Source organism: Nocardia sp. NBC_00881 (assembly GCF_045207455.1).
Lineage (GTDB): Bacteria > Actinomycetota > Actinomycetes > Mycobacteriales > Mycobacteriaceae > Nocardia.
Genome location: NZ_CP108798.1, coordinates 6,000,023 through 6,017,596 on the forward strand (window position 1 = coordinate 6,000,023; position 17,574 = coordinate 6,017,596).

The 17,574-nt window shown below is 66.4% G+C and carries 15 protein-coding genes, 1 tRNA gene and 1 other RNA gene; 7 read left to right on the forward strand and 10 right to left on the reverse strand.

What is annotated here, in order from left to right:
* Positions 1-7: 7 nt before the first annotated feature.
* The gene (locus OH799_RS25770) at positions 8-1,015 is read right to left on the reverse strand and encodes an alpha/beta hydrolase (protein WP_406269000.1); all 1,008 of its coding nucleotides are present in this window, start codon (positions 1,013-1,015) and stop codon (positions 8-10) included.
* Between the two features lie 515 nt (positions 1,016-1,530).
* Between OH799_RS25770 and OH799_RS25775 the strand changes: the two genes are divergently transcribed.
* A complete protein-coding gene (locus tag OH799_RS25775) occupies positions 1,531-2,286 on the forward strand; it encodes a helix-turn-helix domain-containing protein (RefSeq protein WP_406269003.1) in 756 nt (251 codons plus the stop codon).
* Positions 2,287-2,590: 304 nt separating this feature from the next.
* Here OH799_RS25775 and OH799_RS25780 read toward each other — a convergent pair whose 3' ends face one another.
* Both OH799_RS25780 and OH799_RS25785 read right to left on the reverse strand, forming a co-directional pair.
* Complete coding sequence (locus tag OH799_RS25780; protein ID WP_406269006.1) at positions 2,591-2,830, reverse strand: hypothetical protein; 240 nt, start codon at positions 2,828-2,830, stop codon at positions 2,591-2,593.
* Between the two features lie 30 nt (positions 2,831-2,860).
* Positions 2,861-3,238 carry a hypothetical protein gene (locus OH799_RS25785; RefSeq protein ID WP_406269009.1) on the reverse strand — a complete coding sequence of 126 codons (378 nt, stop codon included), beginning with the start codon at positions 3,236-3,238 and terminating at the stop codon, positions 2,861-2,863.
* Between the two features lie 101 nt (positions 3,239-3,339).
* Here OH799_RS25785 and OH799_RS25790 point away from each other — a divergent pair, with 101 nt between their 5' ends.
* Positions 3,340-4,338, forward strand: a complete 999-nt coding sequence (locus tag OH799_RS25790; protein ID WP_406269012.1) for an RNA polymerase subunit sigma-70 — start codon at positions 3,340-3,342, stop codon at positions 4,336-4,338.
* Positions 4,339-4,630: 292 nt separating this feature from the next.
* Here OH799_RS25790 and OH799_RS25795 read toward each other — a convergent pair.
* A tRNA-Ser gene (locus tag OH799_RS25795) sits at positions 4,631-4,715 on the reverse strand.
* Between the two features lie 127 nt (positions 4,716-4,842).
* On the opposite strand from OH799_RS25795, the gene ffs reads away from it, so the two are divergent.
* Together ffs and OH799_RS25805 are read left to right on the forward strand one after the other, a co-directional pair.
* Positions 4,843-4,937: signal recognition particle sRNA small type (ffs, locus tag OH799_RS25800), an RNA gene on the forward strand.
* Positions 4,938-5,115: 178 nt separating this feature from the next.
* Positions 5,116-6,405, forward strand: a complete 1,290-nt coding sequence (locus OH799_RS25805) for an aminotransferase class I/II-fold pyridoxal phosphate-dependent enzyme (RefSeq protein WP_406269015.1) — start codon at positions 5,116-5,118, stop codon at positions 6,403-6,405.
* 118 nt (positions 6,406-6,523) lie between these two features.
* Here OH799_RS25805 and OH799_RS25810 read toward each other — a convergent pair whose 3' ends face one another.
* Together OH799_RS25810 and OH799_RS25815 are read right to left on the reverse strand one after the other, a co-directional pair.
* Positions 6,524-6,964 (reverse strand): SRPBCC family protein, encoded by a 441-nt coding sequence (locus OH799_RS25810; RefSeq protein WP_406269017.1) that lies wholly within the window; start codon positions 6,962-6,964, stop codon positions 6,524-6,526.
* A gap of 8 nt (positions 6,965-6,972) precedes the next feature.
* The gene (locus OH799_RS25815; protein ID WP_406269020.1) at positions 6,973-7,779 is read right to left on the reverse strand and encodes a methyltransferase domain-containing protein; all 807 of its coding nucleotides are present in this window, start codon (positions 7,777-7,779) and stop codon (positions 6,973-6,975) included.
* 202 nt (positions 7,780-7,981) lie between these two features.
* On the opposite strand from OH799_RS25815, the gene OH799_RS25820 reads away from it, so the two are divergent.
* Positions 7,982-8,557 carry an HhH-GPD-type base excision DNA repair protein gene (locus tag OH799_RS25820; RefSeq protein ID WP_406269023.1) on the forward strand — a complete coding sequence of 192 codons (576 nt, stop codon included), beginning with the start codon at positions 7,982-7,984 and terminating at the stop codon, positions 8,555-8,557.
* Positions 8,558-9,006: 449 nt separating this feature from the next.
* Entirely contained in the window at positions 9,007-10,281 is a 1,275-nt protein-coding gene (locus OH799_RS25825; protein WP_406269026.1) for an ROK family protein, read from the forward strand.
* A 62-nt stretch (positions 10,282-10,343) separates the two neighbouring features.
* Here the strand turns inward: OH799_RS25825 and OH799_RS25830 are convergent, their stop codons facing one another.
* A complete protein-coding gene (locus OH799_RS25830) occupies positions 10,344-11,972 on the reverse strand; it encodes a DUF2207 family protein (RefSeq protein WP_406269028.1) in 1,629 nt (542 codons plus the stop codon).
* 340 nt (positions 11,973-12,312) lie between these two features.
* On the opposite strand from OH799_RS25830, the gene OH799_RS25835 reads away from it, so the two are divergent.
* On the forward strand, positions 12,313-13,167 hold the full coding sequence (locus OH799_RS25835) for a neutral zinc metallopeptidase (RefSeq protein ID WP_406269032.1): 855 nt from the start codon (positions 12,313-12,315) through the stop codon (positions 13,165-13,167).
* 206 nt (positions 13,168-13,373) lie between these two features.
* On the opposite strand, the gene OH799_RS25840 is transcribed toward OH799_RS25835, so the two are convergent.
* The 3 genes from OH799_RS25840 to OH799_RS25850 all read right to left on the reverse strand — a co-directional run bounded on the left by OH799_RS25840 (position 13,374) and on the right by OH799_RS25850 (position 17,212).
* Positions 13,374-14,063 (reverse strand): TetR/AcrR family transcriptional regulator, encoded by a 690-nt coding sequence (locus OH799_RS25840; protein ID WP_406269035.1) that lies wholly within the window; start codon positions 14,061-14,063, stop codon positions 13,374-13,376.
* Positions 14,060-16,306 (reverse strand): MMPL family transporter, encoded by a 2,247-nt coding sequence (locus OH799_RS25845; RefSeq protein ID WP_406269038.1) that lies wholly within the window; start codon positions 16,304-16,306, stop codon positions 14,060-14,062. Before OH799_RS25845 ends, OH799_RS25840 begins: the two co-directional genes overlap by 4 nt.
* 84 nt (positions 16,307-16,390) lie before the next feature.
* The gene (locus OH799_RS25850) at positions 16,391-17,212 is read right to left on the reverse strand and encodes a hypothetical protein (RefSeq protein ID WP_406269041.1); all 822 of its coding nucleotides are present in this window, start codon (positions 17,210-17,212) and stop codon (positions 16,391-16,393) included.
* Positions 17,213-17,574 lie beyond the last annotated feature (362 nt).

Sequence of the window (17,574 nt, forward strand, 5' to 3'; positions counted from 1 at the left end):
CTCGAATCTATACGCCAAGGCCTGCTTTCAGGGTAGGCCAGGATTTGGGCAGGGCTGCCTTCCAATACGGCCACGAGTGGACGCCGATGGCGGCCCAGTCGGTTGAGACATCGGCACCGGAGAGTCCCATAGCGGTCCCGGTGACGCCGGTGCAGTCATGGGAGACATGTTCGATCTCGCTCGCCCGAAGCGGGTCCTCGGGCCATGACCAGTTTCCGTCGAACAGGGCATCATCGGGGCCGGGCACGCCGGTGCCGACGTACAGGTGGACTGGTTTGCCGCGCAGCGCGTCGAGGTGTTTCATCGGGTCGTGCGCGTCCCACTCCGGATTGCCTGCGGTACCCCACATGTTGTCCGGGTTTCCGCCTTTCGCTTCGACCACGGGGCGCACCGAGAGTTGCCCGATACCGTCGGCAGAGTAGCAACCGCTGAAGGCTGCCAGGGCCCGGAACATGCCGGGGTGTCGTGCGGCCAGAATGGCCGCCGCTCCCGCTCCCATCGACAGCCCGCCAACAGCGTAGGCCCCGTTGCCTTTCAACTCGCGGTCGATCAACGGCGGCAGCTCCTCGGTGAGGAAGGTCTCCCACTTCTGGTGTCCGAGTACTGGGTCTTCTTTCAACCAGTCGGTGTAGTACGTTCCTCCACCGCCGACTGGCATCACCACATTGACCGGCTTGTCGGCGAAGAACTCCTTGGCGCCTCCGCGCAGGGTCCAGGTGCTTTTGGGCTGGGATTCCTTCGCCCCGTTTCCGTCCAGCAACAGCACCGTCGGCCGGGATTTCGACTGATTCGCCGGCACCAGCACGTCGAGGTGAATGGTCCGCTTCATCGCCGGGGAGCGGATATACATCTGCCATTGCTGCCCATCGCGGTCGATCCGCTCGACGACGGCCGCCGCGTTCGCCTGCGGAGTCGCGATGAACATCGGTGCGACAGCGACCACTGCGGCTGCTGCGACAGATCCCATCAGCCGGTACCCCCGGCGTCCTCGCAACACCGACATGCGCAAAACCATGGTACGAACCTCATCGACGTTTGACCCCCACCGGAGGTCGTGACTGTTTCCCGTCGACAATGCCATGAAACTCGTTGACCGTCGCGCCAGGGCAACACAATGTCCATAGTGGCTAGCCGGTAGAGGACTTGGAAGTAGGAACCGCCGCGGGCTTGGTGCGTTCGCGAATGCTCGACTTCGTCACCTGTAGGGGTAGCACCAAACATGGTGCGCCGTAACCCTCAGATCCCGCGGTGTGTTGACCACTGGTCGGAGGCGGTGCAAAAACCGCCCCCGACCTGCAGGTTCTCTGCGGAGGATAGGGGATTTGAACCCATCCATTTCCGTTGGTGAACGCTGCGGCCAGCCAGTTTCGTTGCGATTCAGGCTGCTTCGGCGCTGCTGACGATGCAAACGTCAGGTCCAGGCGTTGACGCGGTCAACACCTGGGGCGAGTCACTCTTCGCCGAAAATCCTGGTCAACGACTCCGGCGGATACGGTGCCGACTGTCGCAGTCCCCTGCGGCGTCGAGTCGATGCGTCCACTGCTTCGCCCCTCGAAGTGGCCCTGGCTGACCACCTTGTCCATAGGATTAATCCTATATAGCATTGATCCTATGGGGCTGTATTCGGTCGAGATCGAACCGGAGGTGACCGAGTGGCTGGGATCGTTTTCGGATCGGGACTTCGGTCGCGTGGATCAATATGTGGGCATGCTCGCGGAGAAAGCCGAGACGTTGAGCGAACCGTGGTCTCGAAACCTTGGCGACGGCCTGCGAGAGCTGCGTTTCCACCTACATCCGCTGGAGATGCGCATCACCTACTGGCTGGCGCCGGGGCGGCGGGTGGTGCTGCTGACGGTCTTTCGCAAGACGCGAATGCGGGAAACTTTGGAAGTCGATCGTGCGAAAGTGCTGCGCAAGGTGTGCGAAGTGGAGCATGAGCACGCCAGAATCAGCTTCGACAGGAAGGTAAGGGACATGACTGAACACCAGTCTATGGACGACATACGACGTGAACGGTTCAACCGGCCCGGCTTCGACGCTACCGAGTACCACGCCGGGCGCGAAGAGGCGAAACTGGCCATCGAGCTCGCCGATGCGATCCGTGAGCGTCGACTCGAACTCGGATTGACGCAAACACAGCTGGCTCAGCGTGCCGGTCTGCATCAGCCCGATGTCTCCCGACTGGAGTCCGGTGGCGGAACGCCGACCATCGGCATGCTGGATCGGCTGGCGCATGCTCTCGAATTGCGGTTTGTCGCCCGGTTCGAGAAGCCTGACGCAGCATGAACAGCGCGGTGCACACCTGCGGAGATCATCGCCGCCGGCCTGTGCAGCCGGCAGGGGTTACAGGTTGGCGGATGTGGACTCGGTCCACATCCGCCAACCTTGAAACCTGAGCGCGTGATCGCGGCTTTTCGCACCCGGTCTGGCAGCGCTACCCCGTCCGCATTCAGCGTCGCGGCCAACTTCCGCGCACCGTCTGGAAGCCCGAAGCGGGTCACCGCTCGCCAGTACAGATTGTCCTCCGCCTGGGTGCGCGCCAGCGACTGGGCTCCGAGCCCCTTCGACGCTGGCGATGCCAGCGTTAGGCTCAGGTGTTGACGCGGTCAACACCTGGCACATGATGTTGCCGTCGGACTGCACGCTGCCGTCGGCGCAGGGCAGAGCTCATCTGCTCAGCCTGCTGGAGTGGAAGGCCGAGTAGATGGGATGTCCTGCGGCGGAGGCTTTCCGCCGTTCGCACGCACAGTTCGGCCAGCAGTGTCATGTTCGTCCGGTAGGCACCCGGCAGCGCGGCCATCGGGACGCGCACTATCGACTCGGTGGCCATCGTCGGATCGTGTCCACAGGCGGTCAGCACTCATCGGCCGCCTCGAGCGCGGTACTCGGTGGCGTCGTACAACAGCCTGAGTGACTGGATCTTCCCGCCGTCGAGTTGGAAGAACTCGGCGAATCGGACGGTACCATCGGGCATCTCGGCGTCGTAGAGTGTGGCCGCGATGCTCTTGGCACGCAGCTGATGCAGCATCGTCAGGCTCCGCATTGTGTCGATGAATCCGAAGACTCCTTTGATGAACGGTTCCGCTCCGACGACGTGGCCGGCGATCGGACCCTCGAAAACGAGGTCATCGGCCAGTATTCCGCGCAGCCGCCCCTCGTCGAATGCCGTCGGGCCTGCGGTCAGAATGTTGTAGTAGGCCTGCACAGGCTGGCTGACGGTGTCATTGGTGTCGATCATGGGTTCCTCCTCTAGCAGTTGCTAGTAGTTAAGACACCAACTGGCTGGCGAACGGAACGGTCGTGGTCGGGTAAACGAGGACAGTGGCATGATCGGACGCCATGAGTTCATCGGTGCTTCAGCTCGCACGATCGGGTGACGAACAAGCCTTCGCCGAGCTGATGGAACCGCATCGTCGCGAGCTTCACCTGCACTGCTACCGGATGCTGGGGTCGATCGCCGACGCCGATGAGCTCCTGCAAGAGACGATGATCGCCGCATGGCGGGGCCTCGGCGGTTTTACGGGCCGCTCGTCGCTGCGGACATGGTTGTACCGGATTGCCACCAACCGCTGCCTCAACTACATCCGTGACGGCAAGCGCCGTTCCCCACCCGTGCCAGTTCCGCCGTTCGCGGTGCCCGAACCCTCCCGCCGAGAGGAGGTCACCTGGCTGCAGCCCTATCCCGACGCGTGGCTCGACCCGGCGCCGGGCCCCTCGGCCCGGTACGAGGCCCGGGAGGCCGTCCGGCTGGCGTTCGTCGGCGCGTTGCAGCGGCTTCCGCCCCGGCAGACAGCAGTACTGGTCCTCTGCGACGTACTCGACTTCTCCCTCGCGGAGGTGGCGACGATGCTGGAGGCGACTCCTACGGCGATCAAGGGCTTGCTGCAACGGGCCCGGACATCGCTCGCGCGAGGGCATTTCACCCGCGCGGACCGCGAGTCCGGTTCTCACACCGAGGCGGACCTGGCGGAACGTTTTGCCGACGCCTTTTGCGTCGACAACGTCGACGCAGTGGTCGCACTACTTACCGACGACGCCTGGCTGGCCATGCCGCCCGCCCCGCACGAGTACCGTGGAGCCGAGGCCATCGCCGAGTTCCTCCGGGCGACCGCGGCTGGACGAGCTGAGCGGCGCTTCAGGCTTTTGCCCACCCGGGCCAACGCCCAACCCGCCTTCGCGTGCTATCTCGGACAACCCAACGATCCTGCGGCTCAACCATCCGGCCTGGTCGTCCTCACCCTCTCGGGAGACCGGATCGCAGGTATCACCCATTTCCTAAATCCCGAACTGCCCTCGATCTTCGGCTTGAGGAACTCCCCGGCTGGCTCTGTCAACTGAAAACGTGACCAGGAAACGCTGTCGTCCCACACCCTCGGAACATCTGAGACCGATCAGGCTGCATGTCGGCTGCCCGGTAGCAATGGAATGCGACAGTCGTGGCGCTGCCTACGGGCGCCGACTGCGCCCTCTGTGGCGGACGCCGCAGAGGGTAGAGGAGCGGATCCCCTATCCCGAGGCATGTTGACGCGGTCAACACGGCCCCTACCTGCGGAATGACTCTAAGCGGCCCTGAAAAACGAAAAACGCCCCTGACCAGCCATTAAGGTCCAGTCAGAGGCGTTTGCCGTTGCGGAGGATAGGGGATTTGAACCCCTGAGGGCGTTAACCCAACCCGCGTTCCAGGCGAGCGCCATAGGCCACTAGGCGAATCCTCCGTGCAGCAGCATACCGGTAGCCCCCGGCGAGTCGCCAAATGGCCCCGGTCGATCGGGCGAAGTGCCTGGTGGGCCACGGTTGGTCGACCCGAAGATCGGCTTTCGCGCGGGAGCCGCTACACTGGCCTACGGATCCCGCGCGGCGCGCATCCTGTGAACCCCCCCAGGGCCGGAAGGCAGCAAGGGTCAACGGGCTCTGCCGGGTGCGCGGGGTCCCCTTTCAGAGGGCTCGCGCGGACGGATGTCCGGCTGTCGAATAACGCCTCCAATTCCGAGCAACGCACGGGTAACGTGAACAGCGTCCGCGGACGCGGGTGCGTCCGCTCGGACAAATGACCGGCCGCGGCCACACATCGGTCCGGCCTTCCACGTCCCTTGCTGCTTCGAAAGGCTGTCCACGATGCCCCGGCAAACGCAGATCGGTTTGATGAGCCACGAGGAGCTCGTGTCCGAACACGAGACCCAGTCCGCGAACTACGCGACGCTCCGGACCGAGAAGCTCACGCTGGATTTGACACGGGGAAAACCTTCACCGGAACAACTCGACCTGTCCGCCGAACTGCTGGCCCTGCCCGGCGAGGGCGATTTCCGCGATGGCACCGGCACCGACTGCCGCAATTACGGTGGTCTGCATGGTCTCCCGGAGCTCCGCGCGATCTTCGGTGAGCTGCTCGGGATTCCGGTGGACAACCTGCTCGCCGGCAACAACGCCAGCCTCGAGCTGATGCACGACGTGATCGCCTACGCGATGCTCTACGGCACGAACGACTCCGAGCGCCGCTGGGCCGCCGAGGACACGCTGAAGTTCCTGTGTCCCGCCCCCGGCTACGACCGGCATTTCTCGATCACCGAGGCGCTCGGCTTCGAGATGATCCCCGTCCCGATGCGCCACGACGGCCCGGACACCCACGCCATCGCCGAACTGCTGGCGAACGATCCGCAGATCAAGGGTCTGTGGGCGGTGCCGAACTACTCCAACCCGACCGGCGTGGTCTTCTCCGAAGATGTTGTCCGGGAGCTGGTTTCGATGCCCACCGCTGCGCCCGACTTCCGGCTGTTCTGGGACAACGCCTATGCGGTACACCCGCTGACCGACACGGCGGCTCCGGTGCTCGACGTGCTCGGCCTGGCCGCCGCGGCTGGAAACCCGAACCGCCCCTTGGTATTCGCTTCCACCTCGAAAATAACCTTCGCGGGCTCGGGTGTCAGCTTCATCGGCGGCTCCACGGCGAATCTGGACTGGTACCTGAGCCACGCGTCGAAGAAGAGCATCGGCCCGGACAAGATCAACCAGCTGCGTCACCTGCGTTTCTTCAAGAATGCCGACGGCGTGCGCGCGCACATGCAGAAGCATCGCGCCATCCTGGAGCCGAAGTTCGCCCTGGTGCTGAAGATCCTGGAAGACCGGCTCAGCGCGTCCAAGGTGGCGTCCTGGACCGAGCCGAAGGGCGGCTACTTCATCAGCCTGGACGTGCTCGAGGGCACCGCGGCACGCGTGATCGCGTTGGCCGAGGAGGCGGGCATCGCGCTGACCGCGGCGGGCTCGGCCTTTCCGTACCGAAACGACCCGGAGGACAAAAACATTCGGATCGCACCGAGCTTCCCGAAGCTGCCCGAGCTGGAGAAGGCGATGGACGGCCTGGCCACCTGCGTCCTCCTCGCGGCCACCGAGAAGCTGCTCGGCAAGTAATTGGACCAACGCGAGCGCCCGGCACGAATTTCATGCCGGGCGATCGGCTATGCGGCTGCCTCGAGCCTTCGCTCCGCCCGGCGCGGTCGGAGGGAGGACGGGGTTCCGGCTGTGCTGGCTACCGCGTCTCCAATAGCGTCTTCAGCCGTGTGAGGTCGGCGTGATTGGCCCGTCGGATCGCGGCTTCCAGTATGGGTGCGGCGATTTTGCCGAATCCGCTCGGTTCGCCGCGGTTGCGCAGTGTCATGCGTGTGCCGCCCTCCGGGGTATCCGCCCAGGTGTAAGTCGTCTCCATCGGAAAAGGACCCGCGGGGGTGCGCATCACCAGCCGCTCGCCAGGTGCGTAGTCGATCACCTCGTAGGTGTAGGCCAGCCGCCTGCCGAGGAAATGCGCGACGAAGTCCATCTGCGAGCCCACTCGCAGCGGTGGCGCCGTGCGCCAGTCGACACCGCGGATTCTGGCGTACCAGGCGGGAGCGTTCGTCGGGTCGCCCGCGAACGCCGCGACCAACTCGCGCGACCGGTCGATCACCACCTCCGTCAGCACGTCGACGGACACCGGCAGCCTCAGCGCGGCTTGTGCGCGAGAACCGCGAACATGGTGACCGAGAGGTGGATGTCGCCGCTGTCGGCGCCCGCCTGCAGGTCGGCGATCAGCTGGTCACGCTGTGCCTCGCTGATCACGCCGCGCGCGACCGCCATCGCCGAGATCCGGTTGACCAGCGAGCCTGCGCCCACACTGCGCTCCTGCACCAGGGCTTGCGAGCCGACATCGTCGATCACCAGACCGGCGTTGGTGAGCAGGCCGGGGATGCGGCGCCCGGCGAGCGGATTCGTGGTCGCCGACACCAACGTGTCGATTACCTCGCGCACAACCTGCCGGTTGCCGGGATGCACGATCGCGGTGCCCCAGTCGCTGTCCACCACCACGACGCGCCCGCCGGGACGCAGCACGCGCGCGATCTCGTTCGCGGCGCGGGCAGGGGCGGTCAGGTGCTGGAACACCCGCTCGCACAGGGCAGCATCGAAGCTGTCCGCGCCGAATGGCAGGCCGTAGGCGTCGCCGGAGTGGAATTTAGCGGTGGAGCCGGCCTGGGTGGCGCGGCGTTCGGCGGCGGCGAGCAGGTGCGGGTCGGGCTCGACACCGACCGCGCTGCCGTCCGGGCCGACCGCTTCGGCGAAGGCCATGACCTCGGAGCCGGTGCCAGAACCGATATCCACCGCGTTCTCGCCCGGTTGCAGCGCGAGGGCTTCGTGTGCCCAGGTTCGCAGTCGGCGGATGCCGGGGAGCGCGGCCTGGAGGTCGCGCACGTCGACGAGCTGGTCCTGGCCTGCTCGGTCGAACCGATCAGGGCGCAAAGTGTAGGTATGCATGGGCCCGTGTCCATCCGTGGCCGTTGGGGGTGTCGCCGTCGTCTGAGGCATAGCCAGGAGCCTACGCGGGGCGCCATCTACCCGCGCGTAGGATCTGTGACTCGAGTCACTGTGTGTAGTGCTGGCGGGTGCCCATGTCGTCGGCGCCGATGAGATGATCGAACCCGTCAGGAGCACACACCGTGGGAGCAGGAGGTAGGCGATGAGTCGCAAGCTTTGCCTCGCACAGGACGTCGAGGCGGACGAACTACTGACCGAGGACCACTTCGCCACCCTGCTCGGGATGCTTCTGGACCAGCAGTATCCGATGGAGCACGCGTTCCGCGGCCCGAAGAAGATCGCCGACCGGATGGGTGGCTTCGACATCCACCGCATCGCCGAGGCTGATCCGCAGGAGTTCGAGGATCTCGCCGCGACCCCACCCGCCATTCACCGCTACGGCCGCTCGATGGCCCGGCGCGCCCAAGAGTTGGCGCGCTACGTCATCGAGAACTACGACGGCGAGACCGAGAACATCTGGATCAAGGGCGACCCGGACGGCGCCGAGGTGCTGCGCCGACTGAAGGACCTGCCCGGCTACGGCGAACAGAAGGCCAAGATCTTCCTCGCCCTGCTCGGCAAGCAGCGCGGCGTGCGGCCGGAGGGTTGGCGCACGGCGGCGGGCGCGTACGGCGAGGAGGGGTCGCAGCGGTCCGTTGCCGACGTCACCGACGCCGAATCCCTGACTCGAGTACGGGAATTCAAGAAGCAAGCGAAAGCGGCTGCGAAAGCGAAATAGCGGGCGGCTGACGCCCAGTTGAAATCTACCTGCGTTTTCCCTCGTTTCCCGTCGCGATCGGCGCTACTTCACGACGATCAATCGGCCGTTCGTCGCGCCGAAGTAATCCTCGCAGCGAAAAGACCTCGCCCAGTCGGCTTGTCCGCCGGGCGAGGTCTCTATTCTTGTGCCTGTCACCTGGGGAGACTATGTGCGCATGCACACAACGGCGCGTCGGGGCTTGGTGCGTCGCGGAAATCGGTGTTAACTTTGTCGACATGTCTGCTGGCCGATCGAACTCTCTGCGGGTCACTTATGTGACTGCCGCACTGGGCCTGCGGCTGCCATTGACACGGGAACTGTGTTGTACCTCTTGCTGCGGCTGAGCCGGTTTTCCAGCTCGTTTGCTGCTTCGTCGCCCATGTAGGCACGTCCCGTTCGGTTGCGGGACTTCAGCAAGGATCTGCACAATGTCCCTCCCTACCCTCGAACGATCCGTCCCCAGGGTTGCCGCCGGTCGTACTCGTGTTCAGCGTCCGGTGATCGCTCCCGAACTACGGATCGCAGACAACCCGGCGGCCTCGGTTATCCGCGCCGCGACCGGTGGTCCCGTTTCGCGTGACAATGCCGCGCGCACAACGGGTTTGAGCATCGCGACGGTCAACCGTCAGGTGTCCGCGCTACTCGCCGCCGGTTTGCTGCGTGAGCGCCCGGACCTGACGGCCTCGGGTGCGGTCGGACGCCCCCGGGTGCCGTTCGAACTCGACCACGAGGCCTACCTGACCATCGGTATCCACATCGGCGCCGCGGTCACCAAGATCGTCGCGGCCGACCTGCGCGGACGCATCCTCGGTGGCCTCGCCATCGCTACCCCGCAGACCGGACAGGAGTTCGCCACCACCACCGTCGCCCGCAGCGCCAAGGCGTTCCTGCAGCGCTGGCATCGGCGCAAGGCGCTATGGGCAGGCGTCGCGATCGGCGGCCGGGTCGATCCGCTCACCGGCGTCGTCGACCACCCCAAGCTGGATTGGCGTGGTGCGCAAGTTGGTTCGGTGCTCGGCGAGGTGCTCGAGCTGCCCGTCTCGGTGGCGCCGCACGTCGAGGCGATGGCCGGCTCGGAGCTGTTGCTGCGCACCGCCGAACCGCGCGACCAAGCTCGCGTGGAGCGCGGTAGCAGCCTGTACTTCTACGTCCGCGAAACCGCCGGTGTGGCTGTGACTTTGGATGGCCGCGTGCACACGCCGAGCAACGGCCCCGGCTCGATCGCGCATCTTCCCACCGGCTCGGACGTCGAATGCGCCTGCGGACGGCACGGCTGCCTGGAGGTGACCGTGGGTGATCGGTCACTGCACTCCAGGGCCGTCGGTCGCGGAATCATTCCAGCGCACAACGGAACCGCGGGATCGACCATCGCGGACCTGTACCGGGCTGCGGAGTCGGGCTCGGAGCCCGCGCGTGAACTGCTCGCCGAGCGCGCCACCATCCTCGGCCGCACCGTGGCGATGGTGCGCGACATGCTCAACCCTGATCGCGTGATTCTGGGTGGCCAAGCCTTCACCGGCTACCGGCCCGCGGTCGGGCATGTAGCGCGTGCGTTCAACCAGGGTTCGACCCTGCCTCCGACCGATATCCGAATCAGCGGATTCGGCGGCAAGGTGCAGGAATTCGCCGCCGTGGTCACCTCGCTGAGCGTTCTGTACGCCGATCCGCTCGCCGCGATCCGGCGAACCACACTGGGCGACTGAGAGATCGAGAAAGGGCGACCGGCCGCTGTCGCTGGTCGCCCTCTCCTCATGCGCGTGCGGCGCTACCGATGTGGATGTCCGGTGGCGAACAGACCTTCCAGCGCGGTGATGAAGAATGGGAAGTGTCCCGCGAAGCGCTGCAGGTTGCGGTCGCGTTCGAAGCCACCGAACCAGTAGAGGCCGGGCTGCGAGTCGGCCGACGGGTCGAGGTCGCGGAAGGCACGAATCCAGTTGTCGGCGCGTCCGCCGATCACCATGAACGGCAGGGCGCGGGAGAACACCGTCTCCTGGTCGAGCGGTGGGATCTGGTCGCGTCGAGTCGCTTCCAGGCCGCGCTGCAGCGCGCGGATCTGCCTGGTGAGCTCCACTCCGCGCGCGGTCCTGACCGGCAGGTACTTCGGAAGCAGCAGGGTCGCGACACCGGCGAGCGCGATGGCGACGCCGACCAGGGCATGCCCGGAGGTGAGCGCGAGCGCGATGGTCGCGGCGATGCCCGCGACGACCAGCGCACCGCCCAGCCATACCGCGAGGCCGGGGCGACGGCGGTCGGTGAAACTACCGCGGGCGACGGCGTCGGCCAGCAAGGCGGTGCGCACCGGACCGGATTGCACGCGGCCCGGGTTGCGTAGGTCGGTGACGGTCACCGCGTCGGTGCCGTCGGGCAACAGCGCCCGGTAGACCGCCTTCTCGTAGTCGCGCAGCTGGTCGTCGGGGGCGTTCACCCGGTTGATCCGCCAGTCGGTGTCGCCGAGCGGGGTGATCCAGACATACCGGCGCACTGCGAGATCCACCACTGTCGCGGCGATATCGACCGGATCGACGTGCCCGTCCAGCAGCAGGCCCGCCTCCCCGGGCAGCGCTCCGTCGGGCGAGATGAACTGCACACGGTCACCCTCGCGCTGCAGCGGATCGATCGTGTCAGAACCACCGCCTGCTGCGACGTCGCGGCGCCGGGCCCGCAGCGCGAAGGCGATCACGCCCGCCAGTGCGAGCAGCAGCACACCGAACGCGACCAGCGTAGGCGTGGTGATCGTGAACGGGCCCGCGTCGCCGCTGTCGCGCACGTCGGCGTTGCTCGGCACGGTGCCAGGCGGCAGTTGCAGGGTCAGGTCGATGACGTCGCCCTTGTGCAGGTCGGTCTGCTCGAGGAAGAGCACACCGTCGGTCTCGATCTTGACGTCCGCGCATGGCCGGGCATTGCCGGGCGGGCCGAGTTTGCAGTCGACGATGCCCATCTCGAAGCTCGGGCTGATCAACGAAGCGCTGATCGAGGCGATGTCGGTGTTCAGTACGCCGAGCCAATGGAAAACCTGGGTACCCGGCGCTTCGCTGACGGTGTTGCGCACCGAGTACTTGAAGGTGGATTGGCCGGGTCGCGCCTCGATGGTGAACTGGTCGCCTGCCACCGTCGCCGTGCCCGTGCCCTCGGTGTTCACGTCGGTGACCTGGAAAACCCGCTCGACGTCGTCGCTCACCTGCAGCCGCAGTGGAAGTGACATCCGGAAGGCGCCGTCCGGTGGCACCGCCACCTGCTCTACTACCTCGAGGACGCCTTCGCGGCTGAGTTTCAGGTCGGCGGTGATGGTCACACCGTTCGGTGCGGGCTCCGTGTGGGCGACCGGGGCGGTCGCGAGCATTCCGGCGGTGGCGAGAAGAAGCGCGCCCACGGCGCCCCCCCGAAAAGTCAGCATGACTGCCTACTCTAGACAGCTTGCTATCCTGCGTCAGCGGCTGTCGGCGATCACTGAGATGAGGGGGTACGGGGGCGTGACACAACCACCGTACGGATACGGACCGGTTCCGCATGGCGGGCGCCCGATTCCTCCCCAGCCAGGCTACGGTCCGCCACCTGCTTACGGTTCACCACCGGCGTACGGTCCGCCGCCGGGATATGGTCCGCCGCCCGGTTATTCGCCGCCCGCTTACGGTCCACCACCGGGTTATCGCCCGCAGATGCCGCCGCCGATGCCGTACGGTCCGCCCGGTCGACCGCCGTATCCGCCGCCACGCAAACGAGGTGGCGGTGGATGGGTGGCGCTGTTGATCGTCGTCGTGTTCCTCGTCGCCGGAGGGCTGGTGCGCAACGCGATCTCGGTCGGACGGAACAACAGCGGCCCGTCCGGTCCGCAGCCCACCTTCACTTTCGCTCCTCAACCAGACGGCTCGGCGGGTCCGGCCGAGACGGGCAGCAACCCGCTGCTCACAGACCCGAACGTGACGCTGCTCCCGGCGCGGTGCGCCTACTCCCCGTGGGGCACGCAGGTCGACGCCGCCCGCAAGTTCTTCGAAAGCGCCGCGTCATGCCTGGAGGTGGCGTGGAAACCGGTGTTGCGAAAGGCGAATCTGCCGTTCCAGCCGCCCGCGCTGAATGTCAGCGCGACCACGACGGGCATCACGACGCCGTGTACCGGGTCGACGAGCAATTTCGCCGCGTTCTACTGCCCGGCGAACAAAACCATCTATATGCCGATCAGCCAGCTGCAGACCGACTACTTCAAGGACAACTGGGTGGTCTACCTGTCGGTCTTCGCACACGAGTACGGACACCACGTGCAGGCGATGTCCGGCATTCTGCGCAAGGCCAACAGTGATCGGGCCGACGTGGGCCCGCGCAGCGCCAAGGGACTGGAGTTGTCCCGCCGAGTCGAATTGCAGGCCAACTGCTTCGACGGCATGTACCTCGCGTCCTCGGCCAGAGGTGGCTCGCTGACCAACCCGCAACTCACCTTGGCCCGTAAGGACGCGTACGGTCGTGGTGACCAGGCAGGCGACATGCGCGACCACGGCACATCCGAGAACGGCGGCCAGTGGTTCGAGACGGGGTTGGACAAAAACCGTGCGGCCCAGTGCAATACGTTCACCGCATCCGCGGGCGAGGTGAACTGAGGTGATGGCGCCACTCGTCCGCGTCGAGCGCAATCACGGCCTTCCGACAACCACGTAGGCCGCCGCTCCGACGTGATCAATGCTCCTGATCGTCCTCGGCGTGGTGCGGACGGTCGGTGGGTAGGCGGCCGAAGTGACCCTCGCCGATACGGCGCGGCCCGAACGGTCACTTCCGGCCGTACCGTCGAGCGGAGGCACATTGCAGGTCAGGTGGGGGAACCGTGGTGCCGTAAACGGCCGAGCCAGGCGGTAACCGCTTCTGGTGTCGGCAGGTCCTCGCCGATCAGGTCGAGCACGCTGTATCCGATACACGCGGCGCCCATCACGCGCGACGCGGCCGCTTCCGCGTCGCCCCAGGGCAGGTAGGGCTTGGCGATCAGCAAGGAAGCGATGCCGTGGGCGACAGACCAGAGTTCCAGCACGACGGGCAGCGGATCGCGCGGTGCCATCGTCCCCTCGTCCATGCACTTGTGCACGGTAGCCGCGAAATGCTGGAACGCTCCGCTGGTGAGCACTTGGTCGACCGCGCCTCCGCTCTTCGTGGCCGCGGTCGCCAGCCGGTACTGCTCGGGATGCGCGAGGGCGAACCGCACGTAGGCCATGCCCTGGTCACGCAGCTGGGTCATCGGCGAGCTCGCCGGATCGGTGGCGGTCCGCAACGCCTCGGCGAGGTCCTCGAAGACCTGGGCAACGACGGCTTCGATGAGCTCGTCCTTGTCCGCGAAGTGCCGGTATATCGACGGTGCGCTCACCCCGACCAGCTCGCTCACCGCGCGGATCGACACCGCCTCGGCGGCACCGGTGCGTGCGAGCAGGTCAGCTGTGGCGCGCAGGATCTCCTCGCGTAGCCGGGCTCCGGAGCCGCGCGGCGACCGTGGCCGGTGCGAGCCGATCACGGGCGATCCGCGGTTTCGAGATCGGGTGTCGCGGACGTCCGGTCGCTCTCGGTCAGTCCGATCTTGGCGTGCAGGCGGGCCAGCGGTTGCGGCGCCCACCAATTCGCCGGGCCGAGCAGACGCATGAGCGCCGGTGCGAGCAGGCCGCGAATGATTGTCGCGTCAGCGAGCACGGTCAGTGTGAGGCCGAGCCCCATCAACTGCATGAACGACACCTTGGAGGTGACAAGGGCACCCAGCACGATAGCCATCAGCACGGCGGCCGCAGTGAAGATGCGGCCGGTGCGGGCGACGCCGATCGCGACCGCGCGGGTGTTGTCGTGCCCGGCCAGCCACTCCTCTCGCACCCGCGAGAGCAGGAACACCTCGTAGTCCATCGACAGGCCGAAGGCCAAGCAGAACATCAGGATCGGCATGGTCGGCACCAGATAGCCGACCGGGGTGAAGCCCAGTAGCCCGGACAGGTGGCCATCCTGGAACACCCATACCATCGCACCGAACGCGGCGGCGAGCGAAAGAGTATTCAGCACAAGCGCTTTGAGCGGAAGCACGACGCTTCCGGTGAACAGGAACAGCACGACGAAGGTGGTCAGCGCGATCAGCGCGCCCGCGAGCGGCAGCCGGGCGGCCAGTGCGTCCAGCGAGTCGGCGTTGATCGCGGCGGCGCCGCCGTAGAGCGCGGGACCAGGCGCGGGTACCGCCCTGATCGCTTGCAGCTGCCGCTCACCCGCAGGGGAGAATGGGTCGAGCTCGGTGGCGACGTTGAGGTAGGTCCCCGTGTCATTGGCCATACCGGGCGTGGCCGTCCCGAGACGGAACCCAGAGACGTAGATCCCGGCGCTGGACTGCACCGCGGGCACGCCGTCCACCTCGGATAACTCGGCGGCGTACGCGCCGATCGCCGCGGTATCGCCGCGGTAGCCGTCCAACACGATCGTAGTAGTGGCAGCCGGGTCCGCCTGTGGGAACTGGCTGCGCAATGCGTCGCCGACCTGACGGCTGGCCGCGCTGACCGGGAGCACCCGGTCGTCGGGGTAGCCGAACTTCACCGAGAGGAACGGTGCGCCGAGCGCGAGCAACACCACGATGAGCACGACAGCGACCGGCGCCGCGTGCCGCATCACCGCGGAGACCGTTCGGTACCAGCGGGTCTCCTCCGGCGCAGGCGTGGCCGGCGCCGGCGTGCCGGGACGGAACAGCCGACGCAGGGGAACTCGCAGATCGAGGGCGTTGACCCGATGGCCGAGCAGCACGAGCGCGGCGGGCAGGATCAGGATCGAGGCGGCCGCGGCCGCGACGACCACGGCGACGCCCGAATAGGCGAAAGACTTGAGGAAGTACAGGTCGAACACGCTCAGCACGGCCATCGAGAGGGCGACGGTGAGCGCGGAGAACAGCACGGTTCGTCCCGCGGTCTGCACGGCGCGGATGGTGGCCGTGGTCGGGTCGAGACCGTTGCCGAGTTCCTCCCGGTAGCGGCTCACAATGAACAGGCTGTAGTCGATGGCCAGCGCGAGCCCCATGGCAGTCGTCATGTTCAGCGCGTAGATCGAGACATCGGTGAACTGTGTGCACAAGCGCAGGATGGCCAGCGTCGCCGCGATCGCGAACAAGCCGATCGCCAGCGGCAGCGCGGCGGCGATCACGCTGCCGAACACCAGGATCAGCACGATCATCACCAGCGGCAACGCCACGCCTTCGGCGAGGGCGAGGTCTTGTGTGGTCTGCTTGGTCACATCGTGGTAGATCGCGGCGATGCCGCCTTGGCGGACCGTGACGCCGTCGGAGGTTCCGGCGAGCTGATCGGTCAGCTCGCCCGCGGTCTGTTGGACGTGGGATTCGTCTCCGGTGAGGAAGGCGACCACCAGGGCGCTCTTGCCGTCGCCGCTGCGTAAAGCGGTGGACAGCGGCGGCGCGGCGGTCCAATAGGACTGGACGCCCTCCACGTCGGCGCGCGCTTTCAGAGTGTCGGTCAGCCCGATTCCCGCTGCCTTGGTAGCGGGATCGTTCGCGCCGGCGTCGGAGCTGACCAGCAGCACGAAATTGGGCGCGGCGCCGCCGAAGTTGTCGGCGATCAGCTGGACCACCCGTACGGACTCGGCGTCCTCCGAGGTGAATCCGCCGGACTTCAGATGCGCGGCCGCGGTTGCGCCGAAGATGCCGCACAGCACGGCGAGAGCGAACGCGGCTGCGAGCACGGCACGGGGGAATCGGGTGGTGAATCGGGCTATCCGGGTCAGCATCGGGGCGCTCCGCTCGATAGGTTAACGACGTTAGACTAACGCCGTTAACCTATGGGTGTCGAGAGACCGGGATGCGCCGCAGGGTCAGCAGCGGGACTTGCGGATTGCCCGAAGTCCCCTGCGGCCGGGGACGGGGGAGTCGTCGTGCATCGTCACCCACTCCGCCGTGGTCAACCAGAGTTGCTGAGCGCGGGCGTCGGCGGTGTTGTGGAAGATCCGGCGGCCTCGGTCGTCGCGCAATTCCTGCGTGACCACCGACCAGCGCGGCGGGCGTCCGTGCTCGGCCAGGTAGTCGTTGAGGTAGGCCGCGACCGCGGTGCCGATGGTGTTGACCGGACGCAGCGACACCCGGTTGCCGTACTGCGCGGCGTGGAAACGCCTTGCGGCACAGAGGGATCCCGGATTGGCATTGGAGGCGATCCAGCCTGCGCGCTGCGCCCGCTCGATCAGCCAGAGGTGCTTCACGGCCGATGGTGCGATATTGCCGATGCGGGTGCGGATCAGGGTCATGATCTGCTCGGAGCACAGCACGTCGCGGCGCGTCGGCCCGATGCCGTGCGAGGTCCAGTGCGCGTCGGCCAGTCTGGCGAGTACCCGGCCGAAGTCGTCGATGCTGCGCTGGGCGCGCCGCCCGAGCCGCTCGATGCGCTCTGCCTCGCGGCGCATCTCGTTCTGAGTGGTCAGGGTGTGGATCGCGGCGATGGTGGGCACCTGACCGCGTTCCAGGAGTTCGAGAATGGCGGCGGCGGTGGCCGGGTCGGCCGCGGCGGTCACCGGCAGTGAATCACGCTTGATCGCGAAGTCCTGCGGGCTGATCGCCCGGCTCAACAGGGCGACGGCGGAGTGATCGCCTGCGAAATCGGTACTGGACAGCCAGGCGGCGGCGATGTCGTCACACGACGGCACGGTGGAATTTCCTCCGGTGGAAGTGTGGGAATTGGTTCTGGTCACCGTGGGCCGAACTCGGTGGTTGTGCCCCGGTCGGGATGAGGGACCGGCCGGGGTCACCAACCTGATGAAGGTTTGGCTACCGAAGTTGCCGACTGCCACGTTAGCCAGACGATTGCGCTTATGTCACCAATGGTGACTTTTTCGTTATGTCCACAAACTTGCGGCGAAGCGGGGCGTGAGTACATGTTTTCGCGCTAGGAGGGCGGGCGCGGTGATAAACGCCCCGGTTCGGTTGGCGGCTATGGGTGGTTGCTGACGCGTTGCCTTCTTTATCGCCGGAGAGGTAGGTAAAAGAAGTCACGGCGCATCCTGTGATC

Bases quoted from the DNA above. Each gene is read 5' to 3' on its own strand.
- OH799_RS25770 (WP_406269000.1), bottom strand. From the start codon at position 1,015: ATGGTTTTGCGCATGTCGGTGTTGCGAGGACGCCGGGGGTACCGGCTG.
- OH799_RS25775 (WP_406269003.1), top strand. From the start codon at position 1,531: ATGCGTCCACTGCTTCGCCCCTCGAAGTGGCCCTGGCTGACCACCTTG.
- OH799_RS25780 (WP_406269006.1), bottom strand. From the start codon at position 2,830: ATGGCCACCGAGTCGATAGTGCGCGTCCCGATGGCCGCGCTGCCGGGT.
- OH799_RS25785 (WP_406269009.1), bottom strand. From the start codon at position 3,238: ATGATCGACACCAATGACACCGTCAGCCAGCCTGTGCAGGCCTACTAC.
- OH799_RS25790 (WP_406269012.1), top strand. From the start codon at position 3,340: ATGAGTTCATCGGTGCTTCAGCTCGCACGATCGGGTGACGAACAAGCC.
- OH799_RS25805 (WP_406269015.1), top strand. From the start codon at position 5,116: ATGCCCCGGCAAACGCAGATCGGTTTGATGAGCCACGAGGAGCTCGTG.
- OH799_RS25815 (WP_406269020.1), bottom strand. From the start codon at position 7,779: ATGCATACCTACACTTTGCGCCCTGATCGGTTCGACCGAGCAGGCCAG.
- OH799_RS25820 (WP_406269023.1), top strand. From the start codon at position 7,982: ATGAGTCGCAAGCTTTGCCTCGCACAGGACGTCGAGGCGGACGAACTA.
- OH799_RS25825 (WP_406269026.1), top strand. From the start codon at position 9,007: ATGTCCCTCCCTACCCTCGAACGATCCGTCCCCAGGGTTGCCGCCGGT.
- OH799_RS25830 (WP_406269028.1), bottom strand. From the start codon at position 11,972: ATGCTGACTTTTCGGGGGGGCGCCGTGGGCGCGCTTCTTCTCGCCACC.
- OH799_RS25845 (WP_406269038.1), bottom strand. From the start codon at position 16,306: ATGCTGACCCGGATAGCCCGATTCACCACCCGATTCCCCCGTGCCGTG.